Source organism: Mesorhizobium sp. M0016 (assembly GCF_040324035.1).
GTDB lineage: Bacteria > Pseudomonadota > Alphaproteobacteria > Rhizobiales > Rhizobiaceae > Mesorhizobium.
In genome coordinates, this window is sequence record NZ_JAMYVM010000020.1 from 48,965 (window position 1) to 71,624 (window position 22,660).

Consider the following 22,660-nt stretch of genomic DNA (forward strand, 5'->3'; position numbering starts at 1 on the left):
GCCCCCACGGGGCGTTTTTAACCAGACGCCTGGGGCCGGCGAGACCATTGGTCAGTTGGCGATACCGGCTGAGATGTCAGCCAGAGCCTCCCTCACCCGAGTTTCGCTGACGCCGCGCGTGTCCTTGACCCAGCTGGGCGTCGAAAGCGGCGGTTCGATAAAGCGAACATGGTTGTTTACGGGCCCATGCACATAGGGGCGATTCAGCCCGTAGATGAGCGCGCATGGGACGTTCAGGGCAGCGGCGGCGTGGGAAATCCCGCCATCAACCCCGAGGAACATGGTTGACGCAGCGATCTGGCACATCGCGTCAGCAATCGACGGGGTCGAGGTGAAGTCGATTGCCTCAGGAATGGCGGCGCGGATTTTTGCGGCACCGGCGTGCTCGCGCGGTCCGCCCACAATCCAGATTGCCCAGCCGCGATCATGATGGTCTCTGGCGATCGAAATGAAGCGCTCGACGGGCCATGAGCGGAAATTCTCAATGTCGGCAGTATAGAGCGCCAGTGCCGGTCGGTCGGCATCGATCTTCTTGTGCTGGCGCCATTCGTCCAGTTCGGCCGGATCGACCACAAGCCGGGGCGCCGGCCACTCTGCGCCCGCAGCCGGCTTTTCGCCAAGCGAGGCAATCGAGCAGACCTCCTCGAACAGCCGCGTCTTGCGGGGTCCGAAGGCCCATAGATGGGCCAACCAGCCGGCGGGGAAGCGATTGAGGAGGCCGAATTGCAACTCCTGCGGATAGCCGATGCGCTCCTCTATTCCGGCCATGAACGCCATCAGCGCCGCCTTGGTGCTGCTGGTCATCAGATAGGCCGTACGGTAATTTTCCTTGCGCAACTCGCCAACCAGGCGGCTGCGCTCGCCAAAACCGGGGCGCTGATGACGCTTGGCAAGCGCCCAGCCCTTCCTGACATGCGGCATCAGGCGCGCCAGCGGCGCTGCAACGGGCGAGGTGACGACATCTATGGGGCGATCAGGAAATCGCGCGGCAATGATCTGGATGGCGGAATGGCAACGGACGAAGTCGCCGACCGCGGGGAAGCCGACGAAGAGGATTGGATCGCCGGTCGTCAAGGAAGCGCTTCGCCGTCAAGGATGCGGGCATAGAGATCCAGATAGCCGCGCGCCGCTTTTTGGATGGGAAATCTCGTCGCGGCCGATTCGCGGCATTGCTGAGGCGTAAGGTCGGCGACGGCCTCGAAAGCGGCCGCAAATTCTTCATCGGTCTCAAAGAAGCGCCCGCTGTCGGCATCGACCGTCTCGGGCAATGCGCCTCGCGTCGTCGTCAGCACCGGAGTGCCGCACAACATGGCTTCGACCGGTGCGTTGCCGAACGGCTCCTCCCAGGCGATGGGGTTGAGGAAGGCTCGCGCTTCGCCGAGAAGGCGAAGCTTCGGCTCGCCGTCAACGATTCCGTGGAAACGGTATCGCCTGCCAAGGCTCTTGAAAAACAACCCTTCGCGGCGGGTCTGACTTCGGCCCAGCAGTTTCCAACGCGAGCCACCGGCGATATCGAGACCGAAATCGAATTTTTTGGCGAGATCGACGGCGCGGTTGAGGCCTTTGCTTGATCGTGCAATGCCGGCGAGAAATAGCAGGCGGTCGCCCTTTGCAGCCGACAAACGATAGGCGTCCACCGGAAAGCCATTGTAGACGAATGTCTCGCGCCCATGCTGGCGGGCATGATTGGCGCTGATAAAGCTCCAGTTCGCAACTGGCATGGGCTGGTCCGGCATAAAGCCGCGCTGCGTATTCAGCGTTGGAAATGGCACCTCGACGGGCCAACTATGGGTGTGGACGATTTGCGTGTCGCGCGGAATGGCTGCCCGGCATTCGGCATCGGTCGAAGCGTGCCGGACTTCGAAGAGCGGGTGGCTGGAGCCAGGGCCAGCGATCACCACGACTTCGTGTCCGAGACGAACCATCTCCGTGGCCAGCCATTCGACCTGACGCTGAATCCCACCGTAACCTCGGCAGGGTATTACGCCCTTCAAAACGAGCGTCACCCGCATTGACCTTGCCTCACAATGCTCTCAAAGACGGCCCAGTTGCGTCACGGGCTGGGCATTGTCAAGGTCGCGCCAGAAACGCAAAAAGCCGCGGCGGCCTCGATCGGGTTACGGAATCGTTAATCAGCGCTTGCTACTATACCGGATGACCAAGAATCTCGGCAATGCACCCAGGACCATCTCCAGGCAACAGCCAAAGACCTCCGCTCTTGGTGGGCTGACGCCCGCCCTGTTTCCCCTTGTGGTCGTCGCGCTCGGATACATGATCGGTCGGCAATTCTTCGGCTTCTAGGGCGACTCGTCTAGGCGCGCACGGTAAAGGCTCGCGCCACGCGGGGGACGCCGTCAATGTCCACCCAACCTCCAAAATCAACCGGCGGCACCGTACGCCGCTACCCACTGCCCCGCACGTAAGCAAATTTTGTGCAATCACGGGAACGTGATATTCACTGATCACCGGACAAGGGGGCGCTGATGAGGTGTCTGGTGATCAATCTTGATCGTTCTCGCGATCGGCTGGCGCATGTCGCGTCCGAGTTCGGCCGGATCGGAGTACCATTTGAGCGTGTCTCCGCCATCGATTGCCCCGATTGCTGCTCTGTCGCCAAAAGCCCGCTAAGCGCTGCTGAGGTTTGCTGTTTCCTGAGCCACCGCTCGTGTTGGGAGATCGTTGCGAACGGCGCGGATCAATATGGCGCGGTTTTCGAGGACGACATCGTTTTCGGCGCTGGCGCCGGCTCGCTGCTTGCTTCCGATCGATGGGTGCCACGCGATGCCGATGTGATCAAGCTGGAAACGCATTTTGCCAAAGTGAGGGTCGGACGCAAGGAAGTCGCTCTCGATGATGGGTTTTCGCTTGCCAGACTTTATGGGCTGCACGCGGGCGCCGCAGGCTATGTCCTCTCCAGATCGGCAGCGCAAAGATTGCTGCGCAGGACCATGCATCTGAGAGGAGAGGTCGACTTCGTTCTTTTTCACCCAGGATTCATGACCTGCTCGGTCAACCGAATCTATCAGATCATGCCGGCGCTTTGCGCACAGCACCATTTTGTTTCGGGACGAGAGCGCCTTCCAAGCCTCGTGCGACGGCCCGGGAGGCGGCCAAAGCCGTTTCTCGATCGAATTGTTGGAGAAGCGGTGCGAACCTTCGCCTATCTTCGAAACCAGAGCCTGACCGGAACAAAGAAGATCGAGGCCGTCGCGTTCTCAGACTCTGAGGTCGACGACAAACCCGTCCACGGCGCGTTCGTCTATGGGCAGCCCGAGCACGGCCACCTCTACGAGGCGGCCGGCATACCGATCGCGCGGAAGAATAGTTCGACCGCCAGATAAGCAGACGATAGCGGCTGCGTTACGAAACAGCCTTTTCGCGGACCGGAAGCTTCCAGCCCGGCCTGACAAAGTGGCAGGTATAGCCGTTGGGGTATTTCTCGAGATAGTCCTGATGCTCTGGCTCCGCCTCCCAGAAATCGCCCGCCGGCGCAAGCTCGGTGACGACCTTGCCCGGCCACAGTCCAGAGGCATCGACATCGGCGATGGTGTCTTCGGCGACGCGCTTCTGCTCGTCGCTGGTGTAGAAGATCGCCGAGCGATAGCTCATTCCGACATCGTTGCCCTGGCGGTTCCTGGTGGTCGGATCGTGGATCTGGAAAAAGGATTCGAGCAATGTGCGAAAGCTGATCCTGGCCGGATCGAAAACGATCTCGATGGCTTCGGCATGGCTGCCGTGGTTGCGATACGTGGCGTTGGGCACATCGCCACCGCTATAGCCGACGCGGGTAGAGATCACGCCGGGACAGCGCCGGATCAAATCCTGCATGCCCCAGAAACAGCCGCCGGCAAGGACTGCACGTTCGGTGGACGTCGCCATATCATACCTCCATTGGATTGCTCCTTAGGTAGGCATTGTCGCTGGCTTCTTCCAGCATCTCAAGTGCATCACTCGTTGCCGGCCGAGCCGAACCGCCGCACGAGGACCTCGAAGACGATGTCGGAAATCCACATGGCCGAGACGCCGATCAAAAAGGCGGCGGCGAGCGTCGTGGTGTCGTCGGCCGGATCGGGGATAGGCATGCCGGTTGCCCTGAACCAGGCGACGGCAGGCAGCGTCAGATACGCAGCCGCCAGCGCCCCGCAGATCGGCGAGGCAATCATCTCGCGCAGCTTGTAGCGATGGCGCGACAGTGCTCGCAGCACGCCGCCAGCTAGCCCGGCGGCGACGACCGGCCCCTTGATGCCGAGCATGTCGAAGAGGTTGTGCATCGGCTAAGGCCTCCATCCGCAGAGCTTTTGTCCCTTGCGGTTGTGCGCCAGGAGCGCTCTCGCCTCGGCGTCCGACAGGACGTCGACGGCTTCGGCCGACAGGCGCAGCGGGCTCGAAATCGCGCAGAAGCCGCCCGAAGCAGTCGTGCACCCGGCAAGCGCCACAAGCAGCGCAAGCATCAGTCCCTTGCCCATGATTTCAGCTCCTTTCGAACAGCGTCCGCCGGCAGTGCGCCGACGTCGTTCTGCACCTGCTCAGCGACCGCGCGCGCCGCGGCCTCAGCGGCCGCCAGTTTGCCGCGCTCGGCCCTGGCGCCGGCCAGCCGCTGGTGAGCGCCCCAGCAAAGGGCGGCGATGACCGATGCCAGGAAGCCCAGCAGCGCTTTGTTGCCAAGCAGGACGGCGAGGAGCGCGCTCACAGCAGCCACCCGGCGACAAGCCCGGCGGCAAAGCCGATAGCAGAGGGTTTCGCGGCTTCGAGATAGGCGATGAGCAGTTGTTGAAACCCTTCCATGTCAGTGCTCCCAGCCGGATTTGCGGGCCAACCAGTGCCAGGTCTCGGTGACCGAGGCGATGGCGAGACCGGCGGCGATCTCCAGACCAGCTTGAATGTCGGGGTCGGAAGAAAATGCCGCCGCGTCGTCGGCGCCGAGCAGGCCACGCGCGACCAGAACACCGGCGCCGTAACGCAAGCCGATGCGGATGAAGACGGCGATCATGTCGAACTCCTTGCGAAAATCGATTTCAGGATTTGAAGCAGCGCACGCCAGAACGGCAGGCGTTCGACGGGGCTGACGCGCCCGCCGGTAGACACCGGCGGCATCGCACTGCCGGGCTTCGGCGAGAGCGCTGATGGCAGGGTCGGGGAGCCCGGCAAAGGTGCCGGAGCGGGCTGTAGTGCCGACATCAACAGCGCCTGGGAACGGACCGACCTGATGCGATCGCTCCAACCCTTGCCGAAAACCGGCCAGGTCGGCAGCCGCCGCAGGAATGCCAGGCGGGCATCGCAAAGATCGTCGATGACTGCGCCCGGTGGCCTGGCGCCCACAGCTTTGAGCGTGGCCGGGCCGATCCTGCCGTCCTGTGCGGTGCCAACTGCCGCCTGCAGATATTTAGCCGCCCTGCCCGGCCCACTGTTCACGGCGAAGTCGAAGACAGCATAGTCGACACCGCCGGGAAGCTCGGCGCCGGCTACCGCGTCCCAATAGAAGCGGCGATAGACCGTCGCCACCTGAGCGTTGCTGATCTCTCGCAGATCGGCCTTGCTGGCATCCGCCTTCACGTAGCGGCGGAAATTGGCGATGGTAACGCCTTTCATGGTAGCGCCACCGGGATCGGCCGGATTGTCGGACCAGCCGCCTTCCGATTTGAGGACGAGCGCAAGCGCCCGCGCGAAGTTGCGGTCCATGGGTAACCTCTGGAGATTGTGGAATTTAGCTCGGAGATTTTAGCCAGTCACAGATCACGCAAAGGAGACGAGTGTCCTGTTGATCCTGTTTGTGCCGACGGCATGTCGGTTGGCCAGCTATAACGCTTCCTCACCGGATAGGAATTTTGGATGGAGCGGCTAAAGCGGGCTCACGGAAGCACTTCGCCGTCAAGGATGCGCTTATAGAGTTCCAGGTAGGCCGTTGCGGTTTTCTGGATCGGAAATCTTTCGGCTGCCGATTCACGGCATGCTCGCGCGGAAATGCTGTTGATCTCATTGAGACCGTGAGCAAACTCATCATCGGTTTCGAAGAAACGCCCGCTGTCTGCATCGACCGTTTCGGCAAGCGCACCGCACCGAGTGGTCAGCACAGGCGTTCCGCACAGCATTGCTTCGACCGCCGCCATGCCGAACGGCTCTGCCCAGGAGATCGGGTTAAGGAAGGCGTACGCCTCGCCGAGCAATCGGAGCTTTTCCTCGCCATCAACAGTGCCGTGGAAGCGGTAGCGCCGCGATAAGCTCTTGAAGAACAGAGACTCTTTCCGGGTTTGGCTGCGCCCGAGCAACTTCCACCTCGAGCCACCCGCAATATCGAGAGCGAAGTTAAATTTCTTCGCCAGATCGACGGCCCGGTTGAGGCCCTTCCCGGCCCTCGCGATACCGCCCAAAAACAACAGCCGCTCACCTTTCCGATCTGCCAGCCGGTAGGCATCCACAGGGAAGCCGTTGTAAACAAACGTTTCTCGATCATGATGATGCGCGTGACTGGCGCTGACGAAGCTGTAATTTTGCCCCTTCCTCGGGGCGTTTGGAACATAGCCGTGCAGAGTGTAAAGCGCACGATATGGGCTTTCTACATCGTACCAGCCGTTGAAATGCACGATGTCAGTATTGATAGGGATCGCCCCCAGACATTCCACTACTGACGCGGCCTGCCGGACCTCGCAACGCGGATGGGTGGAGCCCACTCCGGCAATGAGTGTGATTTCATGTCCGAGAGATGCGAGTGCGCTGGCGAGCCAATCGATTTGCCGCTGGGTGCCGCCATAGCCTCGACAGGGAATTTTGCCTTGCACTGCAATAGTAATATGCATGTTCCAACGTTTAGACCGTTGCTCACATTTCGCAAGCTAGGCCCACGCTCTCACAACGAGTTTCCAGCTAGCGTTCGTTATGTCGTTAAAACCTGTTCCAGCCTTGTTAAGGACTTTAAGTGCGCCAGCAGCATTACCAATCCGTACATTCAAATTGGTCGCATCTGGCACGATGCTAATAGCTTGAGCGGTCGCATCAGTTGTATTGAGAGATGGGTTAATGGGTATCTCGTCACCAACCGAATACCCCGAATTAACCGTAGTACATTGAATGAAGGCCGCATAGAGCTTCGGCTTCACCCCCAGCCCATGAGCCAACGTCAGCGACCCGCCGGATGTGATGGTCTGTTGCGGGCTTTCATAAAACTTCTGAAGCAACGCCGTGGACGACTGGACATAGCGTGCATCCTGTTCGGCCTGCGACCATTGCAGCTTGATCCATCCTCCCCAGGCACCGCCAGCCTGCCTGCGCCGCCATAGCTTTTGGTCTGCCGCCGTAGTGTCGTTGACGAAATCATGCACCGTCTGCGTCCGGTAGCCAGTGCTTCCGTGCGCTTCCACAAACCCCAGGAACCAATTTACGCCGTCTGGCGCATTAGCCGCCGCCGAGGCCATATACCAGCCGTTGTCCAGGGCGTTGTTCCAATCGGTGATCGTCTGCGCGACGACACCGAGGTTAGGTCGGCTATCAAGTTTCAGATCAAACCCAGCCTTGACGAACCCCGTTGTAGCCAATTGCGTGGTATTCGTTCCAGGCGCTGCGGTCGGCCCCGTTGGCGTCCCGGTAAATGTCGGGCTGGCCTTCGGCGCCAGGCTGGACACCGCGATCCCACTATCCTTCCCCACCTTGCCCGTGGTGCCCGCGAAAGTGACAATATTGTCGGTTGCCGAAGACGCAGGCCCCAAAAAATCTCCTACTCCCGTCCCGTCGGCGCCTCTGTCGCCGGTACGGTCGAACATCAGCCAGATGCCGTTGGCCACCGTCGGCAAAGTGCCGGCGCCGCTGACATAGGCGAGCGTCAGTTTGCGGTAGCGCGTCGCGGCCATCAAATCGTCGCGCAGTTTCACCACCTTGCCGTCCTTGCGATGGTAAAGCCGAAATTCCTCGAACCAGGGCAGCAGCGACGAGAACACCTTGAAGCGGCCGGACTGCATGCGGTCGAGCATCTCCATCAGCCCGGCCTCGACCGAGACCGAGCCGTCGGCGAAGCGGGCGTGGCCCGACAGCATGTTCAGCCCATGCGCGGAATATTGTCTGGCAAGTGCGGTGCCCGCCCCTTCCAGCGTCTCGCGGCGGCCGTCGCGCGGCCAGGCCCAGGGCAGCCACTCGCCCCACGGCTTCAGGGCCAGTACCTGCATGGCCGGCGTCTCCTGCGAGGCCCGCGCCGCCTTGGAGATATAGACGACATCGGCCTCCGTATCCCAGGCCAGCTCGACCGCGGCCGACGGATGGTCCCAGCCGAAATCGAGGGCGCCGATCCGCGGCCAGTAGCGCGGCAGCCGGAACGGCTCGCAGGCGATCAGCTCCTCGGCAATCGGAAAGATGCGGCCGGAGCCCAGCACCGGAATGCCCTTGGCCCTCGCTTCGCGCTCATGTTCGGGATAGGCGGCGATGATCGCGGCACGCTCGTCCGGCGAATAGTGTTCGACGTCGTCTATGGTCATGAAGGTGACGTGACGGGTCATGCAAGCATGCTCCAATAGAGTGTGGCCATTGATACCACCGCTCATCAATGCGAAGCTGACCCAAGACTTGGGGGAACACATGATTCGGATTGCAATCGTTGTCGCCATTGCCGCCAGTGCATCGGCATGCACCAGCCAGGCGAATGTTCCTTACGATACGAGTAAAAAAATCTGCAGAACCCGTACCGATCCAGGAACAGGGTTCAAACGCGAGGTCTGCGTCCCCGACACTCCCAATCAATCCTGTATGCTCTATATATATCAGTATACCGGTCGAGAGAAAATATTGTGCGGCCCATTAACGCGCAAATCGCCAACCGCCGAAGGTCGTGCCAGGCAACTTGCCGGCACCAAATACCCCTGATTCGACTTATCAACTGGGTTTGATGCGGATCACCTTTGGCGCCTGCGCATCCATGAACATGTAGCACCTGCCAAGCAGCGCCTTTTTGCCGAGCTCATCGAACACATTCTGCCCCAGCGGCGTGATCAGCACCTCGCCCGTAGCCAGCCCATCCTGGTGGCGGGCCTCGATCTCTTGCCAATGCGCATTCGCAACGTCGGAAAGCACGACATTGAAGGCTGGATGATTGTAGCTGACCAGCACGTTGCCATCATCCATGTCGGACGGCTTCATGTCCGGGTGATAGTTGTAAATCATGGCAAGCGTCTGGATGGCGGCCATGGCTGCCGCCTCATCGGACAGGCCGGCTTCCGTCAGCACGCAGGTGCCGTTTTCAAGGATGGCAAAGTCACGGCCTCTGTCGAAGTAATAGCCGAACCGTTCCTCGATGCGATCGATGGGTTGTGAAAACGAGGGTCGCCATTTGGGCACCTGGGGCTTTGACACCTCAGCACCACCCGCCGGCGACACGACAAGCGACGACAAACCGCCTGTCAATACCTGCCGCCTGTTCATGGACTTGGTTCCTCGACAACCTGGCCACCAGTCTAGTCGCGGTTCGCGATTCCGCAACGCGCCGAAACGGGAAAGCTTCGCTCTCATCTTTTCCTTTATCGCTTTATGCGGTAGGTCTTGCCGTGCATCGGCGACATCGATGCGTCTGGGCTGGTGCATTCTGCGCGGCCTGTACTCTACGCGGGTGGGACAGCCACTCTTTGCCATGACAGCTCTATTCGAGGCGATGCGCCTGTCCGCCGAGGACAGCGAGGTTGGTCATCTTTTTTTCAGCGAAGGCGGTAAGATCCTGCTGCCACTCGGCAAATCGACAAATGCCATGACAGGTCAGGAGATGCTGGAGCGGCTGCTGTCGTCCCCGCATGATGACGATGGCGCGCTTGCCAACGACCTTCTCGGCGAGCTCGGCAAGACGGTGCCGTTGGAAAGCCTTCGTCTCCTGCTGACATCTGCCAATGCTGAGACGCGAGCGGCGGGTGCGTTTATTGCCACCTTTCAAAACCAGAACATAAGTTCGATGGTGGGTGAGCTGGCCGCGCTGCTTGGGGACAGCAACCCGCGCACGCGCTTCGATGCCGTGGAGTCTATCTTGCGATGCAGTACGCGGAACGATGGTCAGCATCTCGCGCAGGCGTTGTTTGCCCTTGATGATTATCACGATGGTGTACGCATGGGAGCCGTCAAATTTGTGCGCTTTGCAAAAGACTGGCAGTTAAAGCTTGCGCGTCAGCACGCCGCGTTGCTCAGGCCGCAAACGCCGTTTTCGGCGATCGCCGATATCTCCGGGCAATGGCGAGATGATGCATCAGGCATGATCCGTGCGATGCTCGACCATTCAGAGCCGGTAGTGCGCCGTTACGGCCTGGGGCTGGCCAGCCGGGCGAGGTTGGTCGTTGTTGACGCGTTCGTCGAATGGGCGCAGGCGTCCGCCGATCCTGAAATCAGCAAACTGGCAACCGACTGCATCGAGCACAACCAGATATCGCACCACGCCGTATGGCAATCATCATTGCCGGCAATCGCCTGAGGCACCGCTGATCTCGAGGTCAAGATAGCGACGTGACAGGACGTAGAGCCTGCCGAACTGATTCAAAGTAATGTCGTATGATGTTGTCGCGCACGATATTTGCGCCGAGCGTGGCGGTTCTTACCTTCTCCCCTTGTGGGGTGAGAAGCGGTCCGCGTGGCGGACGAAAAGCCAATTGCTTGGCTTTTCGAGCTTCGAACGCCCTGAGCCTGCGAAGGGCCGGGTGGTGGCCGATCCAACCTGCCGGGTCCCCGCCGCTCCGCAGCGTCCCGGCATTCGCCGGCCTTTCGTCGTGCCACTGGCACGACGATTCGCTTCGCGAACCAGCTGCTCACCCCACAAGGGGGGAAGGGAGAACCTCCTGCGCCGTCAAGAACCGCAACACCACGTCGCTCATGCCCAGCAGCGGCGTGAACGTCACGATGGTGATGCCGCCCGTCGCGTTGGTGCGGGTCAGGCCTTCGGAATAGATATCGAGCGGCGGCTCCTCGTCGAACCAGACGCCGTGCAGGGTTTCGCCCTGCCACTTTTCGCGGCCCTTCTCATAGCTCTTGAACGAAAGCACCGATTCATCGGCCTGCACGTCGCCGCCGCCGCCCCAGCGCACCACGATGCTGTCGAGCGCGCCCGGGGCGCCGCGGCCCATGGTCGTGTGCAGGATGGCGTTGGCCGGGATCATGCCGGTGCCCCATGCCGCCTGCTGCTGCGGCGGGCCGACCAGCACGCGCTGCGGGTTGTCGCGCGTGCCCTCGCCCGTCACGCCGGCAGCCCATAGCCTGACGGGGGTGTCGAAGGTCTTGCCCTGCCACCACGCGGGGTAGCGGCCGGTGAGATGCATGGCCCATTCGGCGCCGCCGGCCCTGGTCTTGCCGAGCTGGTTGCCGGCCATGAACAGACGTTCCCGGTTCTGCGCGCCGGCGGCGTGAAACTGCGCCTGCCTGGGATAAGGCCGGTAGGCGGCAAGCTGGTTAGTCCTGCGCCTGCGGTCCAGTTCCTGCAGCAGCGCCAGATAGTGGCGGCGCGTCTTCAGGCTGGTCGCCAAACGGCCCGAGGACGGCTTCGAAGCCACGGATGCGGCGGCGGATCTCGTCATCGCTCAGGGCTTCCAGATTGTCAGATGAAACATGCAAATCCTTGGCCAGATCCTTGGGCAGCACCGATTGCACGATCTTCAGATACTGGTCGGGCTTGTCGGCCCGGACCGCGGCAATCACGCCGGCGCCATGGGCGCGGAAATCGGCGCGAACCGCGTCGAGGAAATCATCGCCAAGCGTCTTCTTCGTCCGCTTCGGGCTGACAGCGGCGCCAGCAGGCGCTTTGCGGCCAGGGCGCGCACGCGGCGCCGTCCGGTCAGCCATGATCCGAAATCCCGGCGGGCTCGGCGGTGGCTGCCTGCTTCGCCGGCCTTGCCCGCTTGATCTTGCCGGACTTGATCTTGCCGGACTTGATCTTGCCAGACTTGCGCCGTGCCGATTTTGCCCTTGACCGTTTTGGGGCGGCCTTGCGGGCGGTATCGGCTGGCGCGTGGCGCTTTCCGGCAGACGCGGTTTTCAGGCTTGCCCTGGCAAGAGCGATCGCCTTTTCGCCGACGCCGTGCGCGCCGCGCGGAAAACCGAAGCCGCCGACGGCATCGACGGGACCGCCGCGAACCATGCCGATCAGCACACCCGGTACGACCGGCTCGATACGGCCGATGCGCGCCTGCGGGGCAGCGCCCTCGAACACGCCAATGGCGCTGACGACCTCGCGGCCCTCATCGTCGGTGATGATGGTGGCATAGCGGTTGGACATGGGGGCCTCGCGGATAAGGCAGAATGAACCGAGGATAGCGTTCCTTCACGCCCCCCTCTGTCCTGCCGGACATCTCCCCCTCAAGGGGGGAGATTGGCAGCTCCAGGGTCGCGACCAATTTGCAGCGCTGACGATTGGCGAAAGCAAGGCGGCAGTCCGATCTCCCCCCCGTGTGGGGGTTGAGGAGTGGTCCGCGCAGCGGACGGAAAGCCAATTGCTTGGCTTTCCGAACGACGAACGTCCGGCAGGCCAGAGGGGGGCTGTCCCGCCGACATCCGATATCCGCACGTTGTGGGCATCAGGAACACAAAACCCGCCTTGTGGGCGGGTCGGTGACGCCAATCAGCACCATGGACAAACTATAGCAAAGCTGCCCTCACCCGTCAATGCAAAAAAGGAAATAATTCCTACTTCGGTCAAAGCCGCGTCTTGGCGCGGCCGCGCATTGCGCAAGGGCAGCATCGATGGGATGCTGCGTCTCGTCGGAGAGCGCAATGAGCAATGTGACCAGTCACTATGGCAGCGGCGGCATCGTCGAGCGCATCCTGTCGGCTGTGCCGGACGCCAGGGCCGGCAGCCTCGCGGCCCAACAACTCTATCCGTTCGACCAGCTTCATGGCCGCGAGCTGATCGCCACGCAGGACCATGCCGCGCGTCTTGCGCCCTCCGCCGGCGATCGGGTTCTGGACATCGGCAGCGGCATTGGCGGCCCGGCCCGGTTCCTTGCCGAGACCTATGGGTGCAGCGTCGACGGCGTCGACCTGACGCAGGCATTCGTCGAGGCATCCCGCCGATTGACCGAGCTCTGCGGCCTCGGCGACAAAGTGCGTTTCCATGAGGCCGATGCGACAAGGCTGCCTTTTGCGGACGACACATTCGACGCGGCAATCTGCTTCTATGTCGGCATGAATATCGCTGACAAGGCGGCGGTCATTGGGCAAGCGTGGCGCGTGCTGAAGCCGAAAGCCAGGCTTGTCTGGACCGAGGCGGTGCTGGCGGACGGCGAGCCTTACTATCCCTTGCCTTGGGCGGTGTCGGCTGCAGTCAGCCATCTCGTCGACCGCGAAACCCTGAAGGTCTTGTTTGCTTCAGCCGGATTCCAGGTCGACGACGTCATCGACGAAACCGGCGATCACGTCGAGCTGGCGTTGAAACGGGCAAATTCCGGCATCGTGCCCTCGCCCGCCCAGCAGCAGGCCAATGCGATCGTGCTCGGCGCCGAGTTCGTGCAGCGGCGAAAAAACTACATAAGCAGCCTGAGCGAGGGAAAACTCGCGTCACTGGCCATCATCGCTTCCAAGCCGGCCTGAAACAAAAAACCCGCCTCGGCGGCGGGTTGGTGGCGCAAATCAGCACCATCGACAAATCATAGCATAGCTGCCCTCACCGGTCAAGATATGTCAGGAAAGAATTCCTACATCGACATCGATCGGAGACTCGGCGATGCTAGCGCTACCACATCCGGCGTCAAGTCATATGCATATGTTCTAAAGTGCCATGCCGTCGGCGGATGTTGTCTGATAATTTGCCCTTTGGCATCAAGGGGGCAAAAGAAGCCATGTCTGAGGACAAAATCCGAAATATAAATCTGACCGCCGACATCGTCGCGGCATTCGTGCGCAACAATTCTGTGCCCCCGGATAGCCTGCCGGCGTTGATCGAGAGCGTCAATGCAGCGCTCGCGGCCGTGGACAATCCCGTTGCTCCGCCGCAACCTGCGCCTGAGCCCGCGGTCAACCGCAAGCGCTCGGTAACGCCGAATTTCATTTACTGCCTGGAGGATGGCAAGAAGTTCAGGTCGCTGCGGCGTCATCTCGGCTCCGCCCATGGCATGACGCCGGAAGCCTATCGCGCCAAATGGGACCTGCCCGGTGACTATCCGATGACGGCGCCCAGCTACGCCGCCAAGCGCTCGGAGCTGGCAAAGGAGTTCGGGCTCGGCATCAGGACACCCGAGGCCCCGGCCGCCAAGGCGCCGGCCAAGAGCAAGACCAAGGCGTAAAGGCACGCCCCCTCCGTGCCGTACGCCTGCTGGAGGACGATCATGGTGGCCGGAGAGCCCAATGACGTTCGCGTGGAACGTGTCGACCGCCGCCAATGGGCGGTGCTGGTTGCCGAGAATGGCACGGTGACCCAGCATCTGTTCATGGCCCAGGAAGCGGCCGAGGAGTTTGCCGACGGCGAGCGGACAAGGCTCGGCCTTCCCGCCAGGCCGCCGGCGGCGGATCCGCTGGCCTGAACAGTCCTTCAACCGGCTGCAGGATACAAAACGCAGCCTTCGACAGGCCGTCTAGCGACTGGTCATTAGCTGGCTCTTATGGAATCATCACACTCCAACTCGGGGAAGAGCGGGATGGACAAACCAGCCATGGCATCCGTGTTCAGGATGCGGCAAGCGCCAGCCACTGTTTCGGGCGTTCGCAGCGTCGGCCAGGGCCAGGCCGATCCGGTCATCGGCAGAAGGCCGCTCGGCGACGCGATCCGCTTCGTCATCGACGTCGATCCCCATTACGACATCAGCGGTGTTTCGATCGCCTATGGCGACGGCTCGGCCCCTCGCCTCGGCAGCCGGGAGGTCAAGGCGCTGTGGGCCGAATATGGCCGCCGCTGGATGGAAGAGTAGCGCAGGCCATCAGCCGACGCCTATCGCTTGCATCCCCGTCCGGATCGTAACAGCGGCTCATGCGTTGAGCCTGAGCCAAATGGGAGCAACAGCCATGAACGTCGCCAATCTGCAACTCGAAGGCCTGCTGATGGCCGTCGCTTCGATCAATCAGGTGCTGGTGCGCAAGGGCCTGCTCACGGTCGAGGATATCGACATCGCGCTGCGCAAGGCCGAGGCCATCGAAACCGGCGAGGAGCGGTCCGACGGCATGTCGGAGTCCAACCGCGACGCCGTCAACTTTCCGATCAGACTGCTGGAACTGGCCAATCAATGCCAGCCGGAGGCGGACATGCCGTCCTTCTCGAAACTGGCCCGCATGGTCGGCCAGATGAAGGAACCCTACAACGACCAGATGTGAGGCGGTCTGCCGACGCGGGGCCTCACCCTCGGCCAAGTTTCGAGGCAAGCACGCTGCCCGGTCCATGCACGGCGGCAAACAGCAGGCCGGCGGCGAACGGGAAATGGGACATGAAGGCGCCGAACTCGGCCTGGTTGCCGGCCCAGTGCGACGGGCCGTGGAAGGCAAAGCCTAGGAAGACCACGTAGACGGCGGCGACCAGGGCGGCCGGCGTGAAGAACGCTCCGGTCAGCAAGGCGATCACCAGCAGCGTTTCGAGGATCGCGGCGCACCAGGCCAGAAACAGCGGGAACGGGAAGCCGGCGGCGGCGATGTAGCCGGCGGTCATGTTCATATCCATGAACTTGAAGGCTGCTCCCATCGCGAACATGGCGGCCAAGGTCAGGCGGGCGATGAGAATGGCCGCGGTCTGCCACGGCGATTGAACGGCTTCCATGATGTGCTCCAAAGGTTTGCAACGGGTTTCGCCCCAAGGACGGGCGCCACGCCGCCGATCCTACACCAGCCCGCGAAATTCTTTCGCGGCAAAGCCGGACCTCGCAAAAGGAGGCGCTTGCAATCCTCTTGCCGCGCGTGGCCGCTCAGAGCTTCGCCATCAGCTCCCGCCCCAACCGTTTCGGCGGCTCGGCGCGCAGCACCACATTGGTCGTCACCGCGCCGTAGCGGCCGATGGCATCGACGATGCTTTCGAGGTCGGGCGGCGACGGCACGACCACCTTGACCAGAAAACAATCCTCGCCGGTCACCCGCAGCACCTCGACCACTTCCGGCATGGCCGCGAATTTCTTCAGGCAGGTCTGGATGTGCTCATGCGTGGTGCGCAGGCGGATCATGGCCATGGTGCCGAGACCGAGGGCGGTGGGATCGATCGCGGCCCGGTAGCCGGCGATGATGCCGCGCTCCTCCAGCCGCTTCACCCGCTCCGACGTCGCGGGCTGGGACAGGCCGACGCGGCGGCCGAGTTCGGAAATGCCGATGCGGCCATCCTCCTGCATGATCTCGATGATTGCCATGTCGGTGGGGTCGAGCCGTGGCCGGTAATCGCCGTTTGCCATGAACACCTTCAATCCATCGGAATTCTTCATCGCTTTCCGATGATCTCTCATTCCGCGAACAAGGAGAAGCCCTAGGATTGGGACATCATCTGCGGCGAAGAAACAGGATTTTCCATGACCGACTTCATCATTCTGCCGGGCAGCGGCGGATCGGGCGAGGCCCACTGGCAGACACGCTGGCAACAGGCCGACCCGGCGATGCGCCGCTTCAGCCCGGCAAGCTGGGAGCTGCCGGATTTCGACGACTGGGTGGCGGCGCTGGACGTCGCGGTGTCACAGGCACAGACCCCGCCGGTGCTCGTCGCCCACAGTCTCAGCTGCCTGCTGGTCGCGCATTGGCAGGCGGTGTCGAGCCGTCGGATCGGCGGGGCGTTTCTGGTTGCGGTTCCCGACCCGGCCTCGCCGGTCTATCCCGCTTACGGAATTCCCTTCGCCGATACGCCGCGCGGGCCGCTTCGCTTCCCCTCGCTGATCGTGGCCAGCACCGACGATCCCTATGATCCGAACGGCTATGCCGGTGAGAAAGCCACACAATGGGGCAGCGAACTGCACATCGCCGGGCCGCTTGGTCACATCAACAGCAATAGCGGGCTGGGCGACTGGCCGGCGGGAATGGAGCTGCTGACGGCCTTCGTGAGAGACAGACAGGCCGACCACGCAATCGCACCGTAGGCGCCCGAAGCGTGCGCGCGGGCTTGCCCCGACTTGTCCCGCCAGCTATCTCTCGGGAGGGGCCTTTGTGAGGGAGCCTGCGAATGGTGTCCGTCCGATATCTGGTCCGCGATGTCGATCTGTCCATCGCGTTTTATACGAGCCATCTGGGCTTCGCGCTGAAGCAGCAATTCGGTCCGGCGATGGCCATCCTGACGCGCGGCGACCTCTCGCTCTGGCTCGCCGTCCCTTGGCGTCGGCAGCCAGGCCGATGCCGGACGGCCGGACACCCGAGCCGGGCGGATGGAACCGCTTCGTGCTCGAGGTCGAGCAATTGCCGTCAATCGTGACTAAGATGGTCGAGGCCGGCGTGCGGTTCCGCAACCAGATCGTCGAAGGTCCGGGCGGGCGACAGATTCTTTGTGAAGACCCGTCCGGCAACGTGATCGAGCTGTTCGAGCCCAGCTAGACTTCGGCCGTCGCCTCGGATTCGGCGCCGGGCTTTGCCTGGCCTTCCCACTGCCGCTCCGCCTCTGCTTTACGCTTCGGACAATCCTCGTAGTCATGCTCTCGCGAACCGCAATAGGAGCAGCATTTTGCCGGCGTGTCAGTTCGAAGCATTGTGGCCATGCACAAGAATGCACGAAAATTCATCCGGTTGCAGCAGCGTCCGCGACGTCGCTGCTCGGATGCGTGACCGCCAGCCTGGCGACGCCGCTCAATAGCCGCCGAGGATCGGCAGACTCTCGCCGGTGATGTAGCTTGAACATTGCGGCCAGGAACACATAGGCCGGCGCGATCTCCTCCGGCTGGGCCGGGCGCTTCACCGGGGTCTTGGCGCCGAACTGCGACACATCCGCCGCCTGCTTGTCGGACGCGAGACCAGCAGAAGGGTTGGCGGCAGACATTGCGCGCGGCGCGTATTCGTCCGGCCTATATCAAAGTTAAATGCGGATGCTGGGCGTGAGGTGGTAGGTGATCGCGATGGGGGGACTCTCAACGCGCTCGAGGTGTCCCATGGACGTTCGAAATCTGATTGCCAAACTGTCGGCCGCGGTACTGCACCGCCGCGCCGCGTCTTCGCCGATACTGTTCAGGCCGATCCGCAACTCGCTCGCCGACATCCCGTTGAAGCCGGCGCCGCGCCCGCCTTATCGTCCGCATCGGCCGATCTGGCCGGCAAGCAACATGTAGCTCGCCAGGCCTGCAACCAGTTTGTGATTTCCTCGTTTATGGCGATCCTGTTTTCAAGGAGGCAAGTGATGAGATCGATCCGGGCGAGACGCGAACGGTTTGGATGGTGAGCGCATGAGCCGTTTTCTGCCCCTGACGATCAGATTCGTGGACGGCAGCGCGATGACGGTGTCGTCGATCGCCGACGCCAGGAGGGCACTAGGCGGAACATGGAAGAACAAGCAGGCGGCGGCTTACAAGGCGGCCGACAGGCTGGTGGACGACGCGTTGAACGGCATTTGCCGCCCGGACATCGCCTTTGCCGCTTTCCAGAATGCCGCCGCCCAACAGGGCTTGCTGAAGCCGGCCAAGCCAAGTGCCGCCCTTGCCATGCTCGACGAATTGGCGTCGCTGGATGGGCATCGTTGAAAGACCGGCTGACGGATTGCCGGCGATGTCATGGCGAACGCCGGATGGCCTATCTCGGCTCGCGATTCATGCTGAGATAAGTCGGGTCGAACTCGGCGATTTCCACCAGCTGCTGCCAGTCCAGAATGGTCACCATGTAATTCGCCCAGCCGATCACACCGATCTTGCGCAGCGCGCCGATGACCCGGTTCATGTGGACCACCGAAAGCCCAAGCACATCGGCCAGTTCCGCCTGCGACAGGGGAAGCCGGAAACTCATGCCGTTGGTCTGCTTGACCACCTGGAGCCGGACGAACAGCTCGCACACCAGATGCGCCAGGTGCGACGTCTTGGACCGCCGGCCCATGGCCACGATCCATTCCCGGTGAATGGCGCCATCGACGAGCGTGTCCAGCCACAGCAAGCGGCTCAGATGAGGCGCCTGTTCGGTGATCGTCCTTAGCCGACTGTGGTCGGCGGCGATCACCCGGCATGGCGACAAAGCTATAATGCCATGGTCCATTGTTTTGAGCAGGAAGGCGTGCAAATCGACAAAATCGCCTGGTACCTGCAACGAGGTGAACTGGCGGCCGCCATCCTCCAGCACCTTGTAGCGCGCCGCCAGACCCTCGATGATGAGCGTGCTGTAGCCTGGCCTCGATCCCTCTGAAACGATGTCCTGACCGGTGGCAAAATCCATCTCGATGGTCATGGCGGCGGCCAGCAGCCCCTTTTCCTGCTCGGACAAAGCGTCATGCTGGCCAAGGTTGAGATAAAGCGGTTCTAGCATCGAGGATCCAGTTCGAGATTTCGTGGACATTCGTGGCCTAGCCAAACGCCGGAGATCGGGTGCGGTTGCAATCGGCCGGCACGGCGACGGCTCCTGGCAGGAAATCTGCTCAGGACACAGTCGCATGGAACCATGGGTGCGGGTTGGGATTTAATCCATGTCGCTCAAAAATGGCCCCGATTTTGAGACAACGACATGCATAAAAACACAGACCTGAAGCGCGTCGCCTGCATCCTTTCAACCGCGATGCGCCTTAGCGTTCTCACGCAGGGATCCTTGCACACATGGAACGGTTCTACTTCGACTTGTACAACGCTGAGACCCAGATTGACGAAGAGGGGCAGCTTTTTCCCAGCCGGGAGCGCGCGGGAGCCGAAGCGCTGCGCATATTGCACGATGTGGCGCGCGACGAGATTCCGGAGGGCGACCACCGGCGGATCACCGTCAAGATGCTGAACGAGAACAGGGAGCAGATATTCGAAGCGTCGCTGACCATGGCGTCGCTGTGGAGTTGAACTCGTCGACCCTGTCGAGGACTGTATGGAACCTCTTGCCCTCCCCTCTGTTTTCTAAGGAGGGGCCAGCGGCAGAAGCTGCCCGGCTGATTGACTGGAGGCATCTATGTCCTTGCAAAAGCTTCATCCCGAGCAGGTCGACGACACACGCAGGCTTGCCTATTCGACCTTTGCCCCGGCGCTGATCGGTTCGCTCAGCAAGCGTCTGGCGCGGTGTCAGGGCGTCAAGGAACTGGGCGCCCTGGAAAAGTCGCTCATCCGCCTGATCGAAGACTCTGATGTCGATGGGCCGCAAGCCGAGGCGATGAAAGAGTTCGCCATCGAGCTGGTGGTGTCGACGATATCGGAAGCCCGCGCTCACCCCGACACCAAGAGCGATGTCGAAGCCGTTGGCGAGCGCCGCGCCGAAGGCCGCTCCGAGAACCCGCAGACGCTCGAGGAGCAGTTGCAATCAGGCCTCGAAGACAGTTTTCCGGCCAGCGATCCGCCCGCCGTCGTCTCGACCGCCATTTCCGGCGGCTCGAAGGACCTTGTCGGTACAGATGAGGTGTTGCGCCGCAAGAAGGAGGCGGCGCAGCGAAAGCAGGAAAAGGCCGACGCCGGTTAGCCGGACAATTCGCGCGAGCCCGAGGCGATGAGAGCCGTCAGCCGAAGCGCTTTTCCGGCGACTGTCCGCTGGCCGGTGACTGTTCGCCGGCCCGCGCGACGATCGCCTCGAGCGGCTCCGGCCGGTGCAGCAGAAAACCCTGGCCATAGGCCACGCCCATGCCGCGCAGAATGTCGAGCGCTTCCTGCTGCTCGATCTTTTCGGCCACCACCGCGCAGCCGAGACTTTTGGCGATGCCCGCTATGGCCGAGACGATCTCGCGGTCGAAACGGCTTTCCGCGATATTCTCGATGAACGAGCCGTCGATCTTGATCTGATCGACCGGAAAGCGCCGCAAATATTCGAACGAGCTCATGCCGGCGCCGAAATCGTCGAGGCTGACGCGGCATTGCCGCTCGCGCGCCTTGCGCACGAACTGCTCGGCGGCGTCGAAATTGGTGACGGCCGCGGTCTCGGTGATCTCGAAACCGATGCCGGAATGCGGCGCCCCGGTCTCGGCGATGACGGCGTCGACGAAATCCCATAGCAGCGGATCGCTCAGCGTCTGCGCCGACAGGTTGAAGCCGAGCAAGATGGCGCCTGACCGCATCGCCGCGCCATGCTGCGAAAGCGCTGTCTTGATGATCCAGCGGTCCAGCCGCGAGGCAATGCCGAAGCGCTCGGCGACCGGAATGAATTCGTTGGGTGGGATCAGCTTGCCATTGCGCCCGGCAAGCCGCGCCAGCACCTCGACATGGCGGCTCTCCTGCCAGGGCTGGCCCAGAAGATGGATCTCCTGGCCGAACAGTTTCAGCCGCCCGTCATCCATGGCGTCGACAGTGTCGGCGGCGACACGCGCAGCGTTGAGGCCGCCGGAGCCCGACGCCGCATCGGCCGAAAACACCGCGAAGCGATTGCGCCCGGCCGCCTTGGCCGCATAGCAGGCGTCGTCGGCGCAGGCCAACGCATCGGCAACCGTGGTGGTGGTGTCCTCGACGAAGGCGATGCCGATGCTGGCCGCGAGTTTTCGCGAGGTCACCGGCAGTCCGAGGTCGGCGTCACGGACCGCCGCAAGGATGGCGCCGGCCAGCGCCTCGGCCTTGGCCGATTGGCAATTGGGCACCAGCAGCGCGAACTCGTCGCCACCGAGGCGCGCGGCACGCGCCGATGCCGGCAGGCAGCCCAGAATACCGGCGGCCACACCCTTCAGCGCCAGGTCGCCGGCGGCGTGGCCGGCGAAGTCGTTGAGCGCCTTGAAGTAGTCGAGATCGACGTAAAACACCGCCAGCGGCAAAGCCCGCTCGGTGGCGATGTGCACGGCCAGCAGCCGGTCGAAGGCGGCACGGTTCAACAGGCCCGTCAGCGCATCGTGGTGAGCGGCGTAGGCGAGTTCCCGCTCGCGTTTCTTGTCCTCGGTGATATCGCGCACGGTGCCGAGAATCTGGCCCGCTGTCTCAGGCGCCGCGATGAAGCGCACCAGCGATTCGACATGGCGGATTTCGCCGTCGCGCCTGACGATGCGGTATTGCGCGGCGACGACGCCGTCGGTCGAAAGCGGCGCCAGATGGGCGCGCTCTGCGGCATCCTTGTCGTCGGGGTGCAGATAGGAATGCCAGAGGTCGGCGGCCACCTCGTGGGTGTCGGCGACCAGGCCGAATATCTCCCTGGTGCGGGCGTCCCAATAGCTCTTGTTGGCGTCGATATCGTGATGCCAGATGCCGGTGCCGCTGGCCGCCAGCGCCAGGCGAAAGCGCACATTGACCCGCTCCAGTTCGGCTTCCGCCTCTTTCTGCCGGCTGATGTCGGTCTGCACGCCCATCAGCCTGACCGGCCTGCCCGTCTCGTCACGCTCGACAATGCCGCCGCGGTCCAGCACCCAGATCCAGTGGCCGTCCTTGTGCTTGAGGCGCAGCTCGGTCTCGATCGAGGCGGTCAGGCCGGAAATGTGCCGCTCGCCGCTGGCCAGCGCCCGCTGGCGGTCGTCGGGATGCGTCAGCTTCAGCCAGAGGTCGTCGCTGTTGGCAAGCTCGCCATCCTCATAACCCAGCATGTGCGACCAGGTCGGCGAATAGAAACAGTCGCCGCTCAAAATATCCCAGTCCCATACGCCGAGATGAGCGCGTTCGAGCGCAAGCGCCCAGAATTCGCCGTTGCGTATTTTCTCTTCAGCCATGCCCTGGTTTCGCTCACTCCGTCGCCGCCACTATGCACGCAAGCAGAGAAGAAACCGTTACCGGGTGCG

At 62.4% G+C, this 22,660-nt stretch carries 30 protein-coding genes and 2 pseudogenes; 13 read left to right on the top strand and 19 right to left on the bottom strand.

Annotation, left to right across the window (positions count from 1 at the left end; translation table 11 throughout):
• Positions 1 to 51 precede the first annotated feature (51 nt).
• Together waaF and NKJ88_RS24515 are read right to left on the bottom strand one after the other, a co-directional pair.
• Positions 52 to 1,074 (bottom strand): lipopolysaccharide heptosyltransferase II, encoded by a 1,023-nt coding sequence (gene waaF / locus NKJ88_RS24510; RefSeq protein ID WP_023727870.1) that lies wholly within the window; start codon positions 1,072 to 1,074, stop codon positions 52 to 54.
• Entirely contained in the window at positions 1,071 to 2,012 is a 942-nt protein-coding gene (locus tag NKJ88_RS24515) for a glycosyltransferase (protein ID WP_023808296.1), read from the bottom strand. The genes waaF and NKJ88_RS24515 overlap by 4 nt, the downstream gene beginning before the upstream one ends.
• A 483-nt stretch (positions 2,013 to 2,495) precedes the next feature.
• Between NKJ88_RS24515 and NKJ88_RS24520 the strand changes: the two genes are divergently transcribed.
• Positions 2,496 to 3,341, top strand: coding sequence for a glycosyltransferase family 25 protein (locus tag NKJ88_RS24520; RefSeq protein ID WP_352445869.1), 846 nt, complete (start codon positions 2,496 to 2,498; stop codon positions 3,339 to 3,341).
• 19 nt (positions 3,342 to 3,360) lie between these two features.
• On the opposite strand, the gene msrA is transcribed toward NKJ88_RS24520, so the two are convergent.
• From msrA to NKJ88_RS24565, 9 genes are all read right to left on the bottom strand, one after another.
• Complete coding sequence (gene msrA, locus NKJ88_RS24525) at positions 3,361 to 3,879, bottom strand: peptide-methionine (S)-S-oxide reductase MsrA (RefSeq protein WP_023814803.1); 519 nt, start codon at positions 3,877 to 3,879, stop codon at positions 3,361 to 3,363.
• A 68-nt stretch (positions 3,880 to 3,947) separates the two neighbouring features.
• Positions 3,948 to 4,271, bottom strand: a complete 324-nt coding sequence (locus tag NKJ88_RS24530) for a hypothetical protein (protein ID WP_023814804.1) — start codon at positions 4,269 to 4,271, stop codon at positions 3,948 to 3,950.
• Between the two features lie 3 nt (positions 4,272 to 4,274).
• Positions 4,275 to 4,466, bottom strand: a complete 192-nt coding sequence (locus NKJ88_RS24535) for a hypothetical protein (RefSeq protein ID WP_023671459.1) — start codon at positions 4,464 to 4,466, stop codon at positions 4,275 to 4,277.
• Positions 4,451 to 4,690, bottom strand: a complete 240-nt coding sequence (locus NKJ88_RS24540; RefSeq protein WP_023684348.1) for a hypothetical protein — start codon at positions 4,688 to 4,690, stop codon at positions 4,451 to 4,453. The genes NKJ88_RS24535 and NKJ88_RS24540 overlap by 16 nt, the downstream gene beginning before the upstream one ends.
• 96 nt (positions 4,691 to 4,786) lie before the next feature.
• Entirely contained in the window at positions 4,787 to 4,990 is a 204-nt protein-coding gene (locus NKJ88_RS24545; RefSeq protein WP_023689878.1) for a Pam3-gp28 family putative phage holin, read from the bottom strand.
• The gene (locus tag NKJ88_RS24550; RefSeq protein WP_023814806.1) at positions 4,987 to 5,679 is read right to left on the bottom strand and encodes a glycoside hydrolase family 108 protein; all 693 of its coding nucleotides are present in this window, start codon (positions 5,677 to 5,679) and stop codon (positions 4,987 to 4,989) included. The genes NKJ88_RS24545 and NKJ88_RS24550 overlap by 4 nt, the downstream gene beginning before the upstream one ends.
• A 170-nt stretch (positions 5,680 to 5,849) precedes the next feature.
• Positions 5,850 to 6,794: a glycosyltransferase gene (locus NKJ88_RS24555; RefSeq protein WP_023814807.1), complete on the bottom strand. Its 945-nt coding sequence runs from the start codon at positions 6,792 to 6,794 to the stop codon at positions 5,850 to 5,852.
• Positions 6,795 to 6,830: 36 nt separating this feature from the next.
• Positions 6,831 to 8,480, bottom strand: coding sequence for a phage terminase large subunit family protein (locus tag NKJ88_RS24560; RefSeq protein ID WP_352445872.1), 1,650 nt, complete (start codon positions 8,478 to 8,480; stop codon positions 6,831 to 6,833).
• Positions 8,481 to 8,853: 373 nt separating this feature from the next.
• A complete protein-coding gene (locus NKJ88_RS24565; RefSeq protein WP_155923799.1) occupies positions 8,854 to 9,558 on the bottom strand; it encodes a hypothetical protein in 705 nt (234 codons plus the stop codon).
• Between NKJ88_RS24565 and NKJ88_RS24570 the strand changes: the two genes are divergently transcribed.
• Positions 9,539 to 10,426: a HEAT repeat domain-containing protein gene (locus NKJ88_RS24570; protein ID WP_352445874.1), complete on the top strand. Its 888-nt coding sequence runs from the start codon at positions 9,539 to 9,541 to the stop codon at positions 10,424 to 10,426. The genes NKJ88_RS24565 and NKJ88_RS24570 overlap by 20 nt on opposite strands.
• 331 nt (positions 10,427 to 10,757) lie before the next feature.
• Here the strand turns inward: NKJ88_RS24570 and NKJ88_RS24575 are convergent, their stop codons facing one another.
• From NKJ88_RS24575 to NKJ88_RS24585, 3 genes are read right to left on the bottom strand one after another with little or no spacing between them, the layout of a single operon-like run.
• Complete coding sequence (locus NKJ88_RS24575) at positions 10,758 to 11,495, bottom strand: terminase large subunit domain-containing protein (protein ID WP_352445939.1); 738 nt, start codon at positions 11,493 to 11,495, stop codon at positions 10,758 to 10,760.
• The gene (locus NKJ88_RS24580) at positions 11,395 to 11,784 is read right to left on the bottom strand and encodes a hypothetical protein (protein ID WP_352445876.1); all 390 of its coding nucleotides are present in this window, start codon (positions 11,782 to 11,784) and stop codon (positions 11,395 to 11,397) included. The genes NKJ88_RS24575 and NKJ88_RS24580 overlap by 101 nt, the downstream gene beginning before the upstream one ends.
• Positions 11,777 to 12,217: a hypothetical protein gene (locus NKJ88_RS24585; protein WP_352445878.1), complete on the bottom strand. Its 441-nt coding sequence runs from the start codon at positions 12,215 to 12,217 to the stop codon at positions 11,777 to 11,779. Before NKJ88_RS24585 ends, NKJ88_RS24580 begins: the two co-directional genes overlap by 8 nt.
• A gap of 494 nt (positions 12,218 to 12,711) precedes the next feature.
• On the opposite strand from NKJ88_RS24585, the gene NKJ88_RS24590 reads away from it, so the two are divergent.
• The 5 genes from NKJ88_RS24590 to NKJ88_RS24610 all read left to right on the top strand — a co-directional run bounded on the left by NKJ88_RS24590 (position 12,712) and on the right by NKJ88_RS24610 (position 15,240).
• Complete coding sequence (locus tag NKJ88_RS24590) at positions 12,712 to 13,527, top strand: class I SAM-dependent methyltransferase (RefSeq protein WP_352445879.1); 816 nt, start codon at positions 12,712 to 12,714, stop codon at positions 13,525 to 13,527.
• 248 nt (positions 13,528 to 13,775) lie between these two features.
• Entirely contained in the window at positions 13,776 to 14,219 is a 444-nt protein-coding gene (locus NKJ88_RS24595) for a Ros/MucR family transcriptional regulator (RefSeq protein WP_023671447.1), read from the top strand.
• A 42-nt stretch (positions 14,220 to 14,261) separates the two neighbouring features.
• Positions 14,262 to 14,456, top strand: a complete 195-nt coding sequence (locus tag NKJ88_RS24600) for a hypothetical protein (protein WP_023689866.1) — start codon at positions 14,262 to 14,264, stop codon at positions 14,454 to 14,456.
• 114 nt (positions 14,457 to 14,570) lie between these two features.
• Positions 14,571 to 14,840, top strand: coding sequence for a hypothetical protein (locus NKJ88_RS24605; protein WP_352445882.1), 270 nt, complete (start codon positions 14,571 to 14,573; stop codon positions 14,838 to 14,840).
• A 94-nt stretch (positions 14,841 to 14,934) separates the two neighbouring features.
• Positions 14,935 to 15,240, top strand: a complete 306-nt coding sequence (locus tag NKJ88_RS24610; RefSeq protein ID WP_023671444.1) for a hypothetical protein — start codon at positions 14,935 to 14,937, stop codon at positions 15,238 to 15,240.
• A gap of 22 nt (positions 15,241 to 15,262) precedes the next feature.
• Here NKJ88_RS24610 and NKJ88_RS24615 read toward each other — a convergent pair whose 3' ends face one another.
• Positions 15,263 to 15,676 (bottom strand): DoxX family protein, encoded by a 414-nt coding sequence (locus tag NKJ88_RS24615; RefSeq protein ID WP_023727103.1) that lies wholly within the window; start codon positions 15,674 to 15,676, stop codon positions 15,263 to 15,265.
• Between the two features lie 145 nt (positions 15,677 to 15,821).
• Positions 15,822 to 16,325, bottom strand: coding sequence for an Lrp/AsnC family transcriptional regulator (locus tag NKJ88_RS24620; protein WP_023671442.1), 504 nt, complete (start codon positions 16,323 to 16,325; stop codon positions 15,822 to 15,824).
• Between the two features lie 84 nt (positions 16,326 to 16,409).
• On the opposite strand from NKJ88_RS24620, the gene NKJ88_RS24625 reads away from it, so the two are divergent.
• Both NKJ88_RS24625 and NKJ88_RS24630 read left to right on the top strand, forming a co-directional pair.
• On the top strand, positions 16,410 to 16,967 hold the full coding sequence (locus NKJ88_RS24625; protein WP_023697757.1) for an RBBP9/YdeN family alpha/beta hydrolase: 558 nt from the start codon (positions 16,410 to 16,412) through the stop codon (positions 16,965 to 16,967).
• Between the two features lie 83 nt (positions 16,968 to 17,050).
• Positions 17,051 to 17,415, top strand: a pseudogene (locus NKJ88_RS24630) (VOC family protein).
• A gap of 249 nt (positions 17,416 to 17,664) precedes the next feature.
• On the opposite strand, the pseudogene NKJ88_RS24635 reads toward NKJ88_RS24630, so the two are convergent.
• A pseudogene (locus NKJ88_RS24635) lies at positions 17,665 to 17,821 on the bottom strand (SDR family oxidoreductase); the annotation flags it as partial.
• Positions 17,822 to 17,963: 142 nt separating this feature from the next.
• Between NKJ88_RS24635 and NKJ88_RS24640 the strand changes: the two are divergent.
• Both NKJ88_RS24640 and NKJ88_RS24645 read left to right on the top strand, forming a co-directional pair.
• Positions 17,964 to 18,140 (top strand): hypothetical protein, encoded by a 177-nt coding sequence (locus NKJ88_RS24640; RefSeq protein WP_023671438.1) that lies wholly within the window; start codon positions 17,964 to 17,966, stop codon positions 18,138 to 18,140.
• A gap of 114 nt (positions 18,141 to 18,254) precedes the next feature.
• The gene (locus NKJ88_RS24645; RefSeq protein ID WP_352445885.1) at positions 18,255 to 18,548 is read left to right on the top strand and encodes a DUF982 domain-containing protein; all 294 of its coding nucleotides are present in this window, start codon (positions 18,255 to 18,257) and stop codon (positions 18,546 to 18,548) included.
• Between the two features lie 49 nt (positions 18,549 to 18,597).
• Here NKJ88_RS24645 and NKJ88_RS24650 read toward each other — a convergent pair whose 3' ends face one another.
• Positions 18,598 to 19,317, bottom strand: a complete 720-nt coding sequence (locus NKJ88_RS24650; RefSeq protein ID WP_023671436.1) for a Crp/Fnr family transcriptional regulator — start codon at positions 19,315 to 19,317, stop codon at positions 18,598 to 18,600.
• A 284-nt stretch (positions 19,318 to 19,601) separates the two neighbouring features.
• Between NKJ88_RS24650 and NKJ88_RS24655 the strand changes: the two genes are divergently transcribed.
• Both NKJ88_RS24655 and NKJ88_RS24660 read left to right on the top strand, forming a co-directional pair.
• Positions 19,602 to 19,832: a DUF6894 family protein gene (locus NKJ88_RS24655; protein ID WP_023671435.1), complete on the top strand. Its 231-nt coding sequence runs from the start codon at positions 19,602 to 19,604 to the stop codon at positions 19,830 to 19,832.
• Between the two features lie 106 nt (positions 19,833 to 19,938).
• Complete coding sequence (locus NKJ88_RS24660; RefSeq protein WP_502904770.1) at positions 19,939 to 20,439, top strand: hypothetical protein; 501 nt, start codon at positions 19,939 to 19,941, stop codon at positions 20,437 to 20,439.
• Between the two features lie 37 nt (positions 20,440 to 20,476).
• Here the strand turns inward: NKJ88_RS24660 and NKJ88_RS24665 are convergent, their stop codons facing one another.
• Complete coding sequence (locus tag NKJ88_RS24665) at positions 20,477 to 22,591, bottom strand: EAL domain-containing protein (RefSeq protein WP_352445887.1); 2,115 nt, start codon at positions 22,589 to 22,591, stop codon at positions 20,477 to 20,479.
• Positions 22,592 to 22,660: the final 69 nt, after the last annotated feature.

What these genes read in the sequence shown, in the direction of transcription:
- NKJ88_RS24585 (WP_352445878.1), bottom strand. Translation starts at nt 12,217, where the DNA reads ATGTCCAACCGCTATGCCACCATCATCACCGACGATGAGGGCCGCGAG.
- NKJ88_RS24615 (WP_023727103.1), bottom strand. Translation starts at nt 15,676, where the DNA reads ATGGAAGCCGTTCAATCGCCGTGGCAGACCGCGGCCATTCTCATCGCC.
- NKJ88_RS24550 (WP_023814806.1), bottom strand. Translation starts at nt 5,679, where the DNA reads ATGGACCGCAACTTCGCGCGGGCGCTTGCGCTCGTCCTCAAATCGGAA.
- NKJ88_RS24660 (WP_502904770.1), top strand. Translation starts at nt 19,939, where the DNA reads ATGTCCTTGCAAAAGCTTCATCCCGAGCAGGTCGACGACACACGCAGG.
- NKJ88_RS24570 (WP_352445874.1), top strand. Translation starts at nt 9,539, where the DNA reads ATGCGTCTGGGCTGGTGCATTCTGCGCGGCCTGTACTCTACGCGGGTG.
- NKJ88_RS24600 (WP_023689866.1), top strand. Translation starts at nt 14,262, where the DNA reads ATGGTGGCCGGAGAGCCCAATGACGTTCGCGTGGAACGTGTCGACCGC.
- NKJ88_RS24610 (WP_023671444.1), top strand. Translation starts at nt 14,935, where the DNA reads ATGAACGTCGCCAATCTGCAACTCGAAGGCCTGCTGATGGCCGTCGCT.
- NKJ88_RS24625 (WP_023697757.1), top strand. Translation starts at nt 16,410, where the DNA reads ATGACCGACTTCATCATTCTGCCGGGCAGCGGCGGATCGGGCGAGGCC.
- NKJ88_RS24565 (WP_155923799.1), bottom strand. Translation starts at nt 9,558, where the DNA reads ATGCACCAGCCCAGACGCATCGATGTCGCCGATGCACGGCAAGACCTA.
- NKJ88_RS24590 (WP_352445879.1), top strand. Translation starts at nt 12,712, where the DNA reads ATGAGCAATGTGACCAGTCACTATGGCAGCGGCGGCATCGTCGAGCGC.
- NKJ88_RS24535 (WP_023671459.1), bottom strand. Translation starts at nt 4,466, where the DNA reads ATGGGCAAGGGACTGATGCTTGCGCTGCTTGTGGCGCTTGCCGGGTGC.
- msrA (WP_023814803.1), bottom strand. Translation starts at nt 3,879, where the DNA reads ATGGCGACGTCCACCGAACGTGCAGTCCTTGCCGGCGGCTGTTTCTGG.
- NKJ88_RS24645 (WP_352445885.1), top strand. Translation starts at nt 18,255, where the DNA reads ATGAGCCGTTTTCTGCCCCTGACGATCAGATTCGTGGACGGCAGCGCG.
- NKJ88_RS24515 (WP_023808296.1), bottom strand. Translation starts at nt 2,012, where the DNA reads ATGCGGGTGACGCTCGTTTTGAAGGGCGTAATACCCTGCCGAGGTTAC.
- NKJ88_RS24580 (WP_352445876.1), bottom strand. Translation starts at nt 11,784, where the DNA reads ATGGCTGACCGGACGGCGCCGCGTGCGCGCCCTGGCCGCAAAGCGCCT.
- NKJ88_RS24620 (WP_023671442.1), bottom strand. Translation starts at nt 16,325, where the DNA reads ATGAAGAATTCCGATGGATTGAAGGTGTTCATGGCAAACGGCGATTAC.
- NKJ88_RS24640 (WP_023671438.1), top strand. Translation starts at nt 17,964, where the DNA reads ATGGACGTTCGAAATCTGATTGCCAAACTGTCGGCCGCGGTACTGCAC.
- NKJ88_RS24595 (WP_023671447.1), top strand. Translation starts at nt 13,776, where the DNA reads ATGTCTGAGGACAAAATCCGAAATATAAATCTGACCGCCGACATCGTC.
- NKJ88_RS24560 (WP_352445872.1), bottom strand. Translation starts at nt 8,480, where the DNA reads ATGACCCGTCACGTCACCTTCATGACCATAGACGACGTCGAACACTAT.
- NKJ88_RS24555 (WP_023814807.1), bottom strand. Translation starts at nt 6,794, where the DNA reads ATGCATATTACTATTGCAGTGCAAGGCAAAATTCCCTGTCGAGGCTAT.
- NKJ88_RS24650 (WP_023671436.1), bottom strand. Translation starts at nt 19,317, where the DNA reads ATGCTAGAACCGCTTTATCTCAACCTTGGCCAGCATGACGCTTTGTCC.
- NKJ88_RS24665 (WP_352445887.1), bottom strand. Translation starts at nt 22,591, where the DNA reads ATGGCTGAAGAGAAAATACGCAACGGCGAATTCTGGGCGCTTGCGCTC.
- NKJ88_RS24545 (WP_023689878.1), bottom strand. Translation starts at nt 4,990, where the DNA reads ATGATCGCCGTCTTCATCCGCATCGGCTTGCGTTACGGCGCCGGTGTT.
- NKJ88_RS24605 (WP_352445882.1), top strand. Translation starts at nt 14,571, where the DNA reads ATGGACAAACCAGCCATGGCATCCGTGTTCAGGATGCGGCAAGCGCCA.
- NKJ88_RS24655 (WP_023671435.1), top strand. Translation starts at nt 19,602, where the DNA reads ATGGAACGGTTCTACTTCGACTTGTACAACGCTGAGACCCAGATTGAC.
- NKJ88_RS24530 (WP_023814804.1), bottom strand. Translation starts at nt 4,271, where the DNA reads ATGCACAACCTCTTCGACATGCTCGGCATCAAGGGGCCGGTCGTCGCC.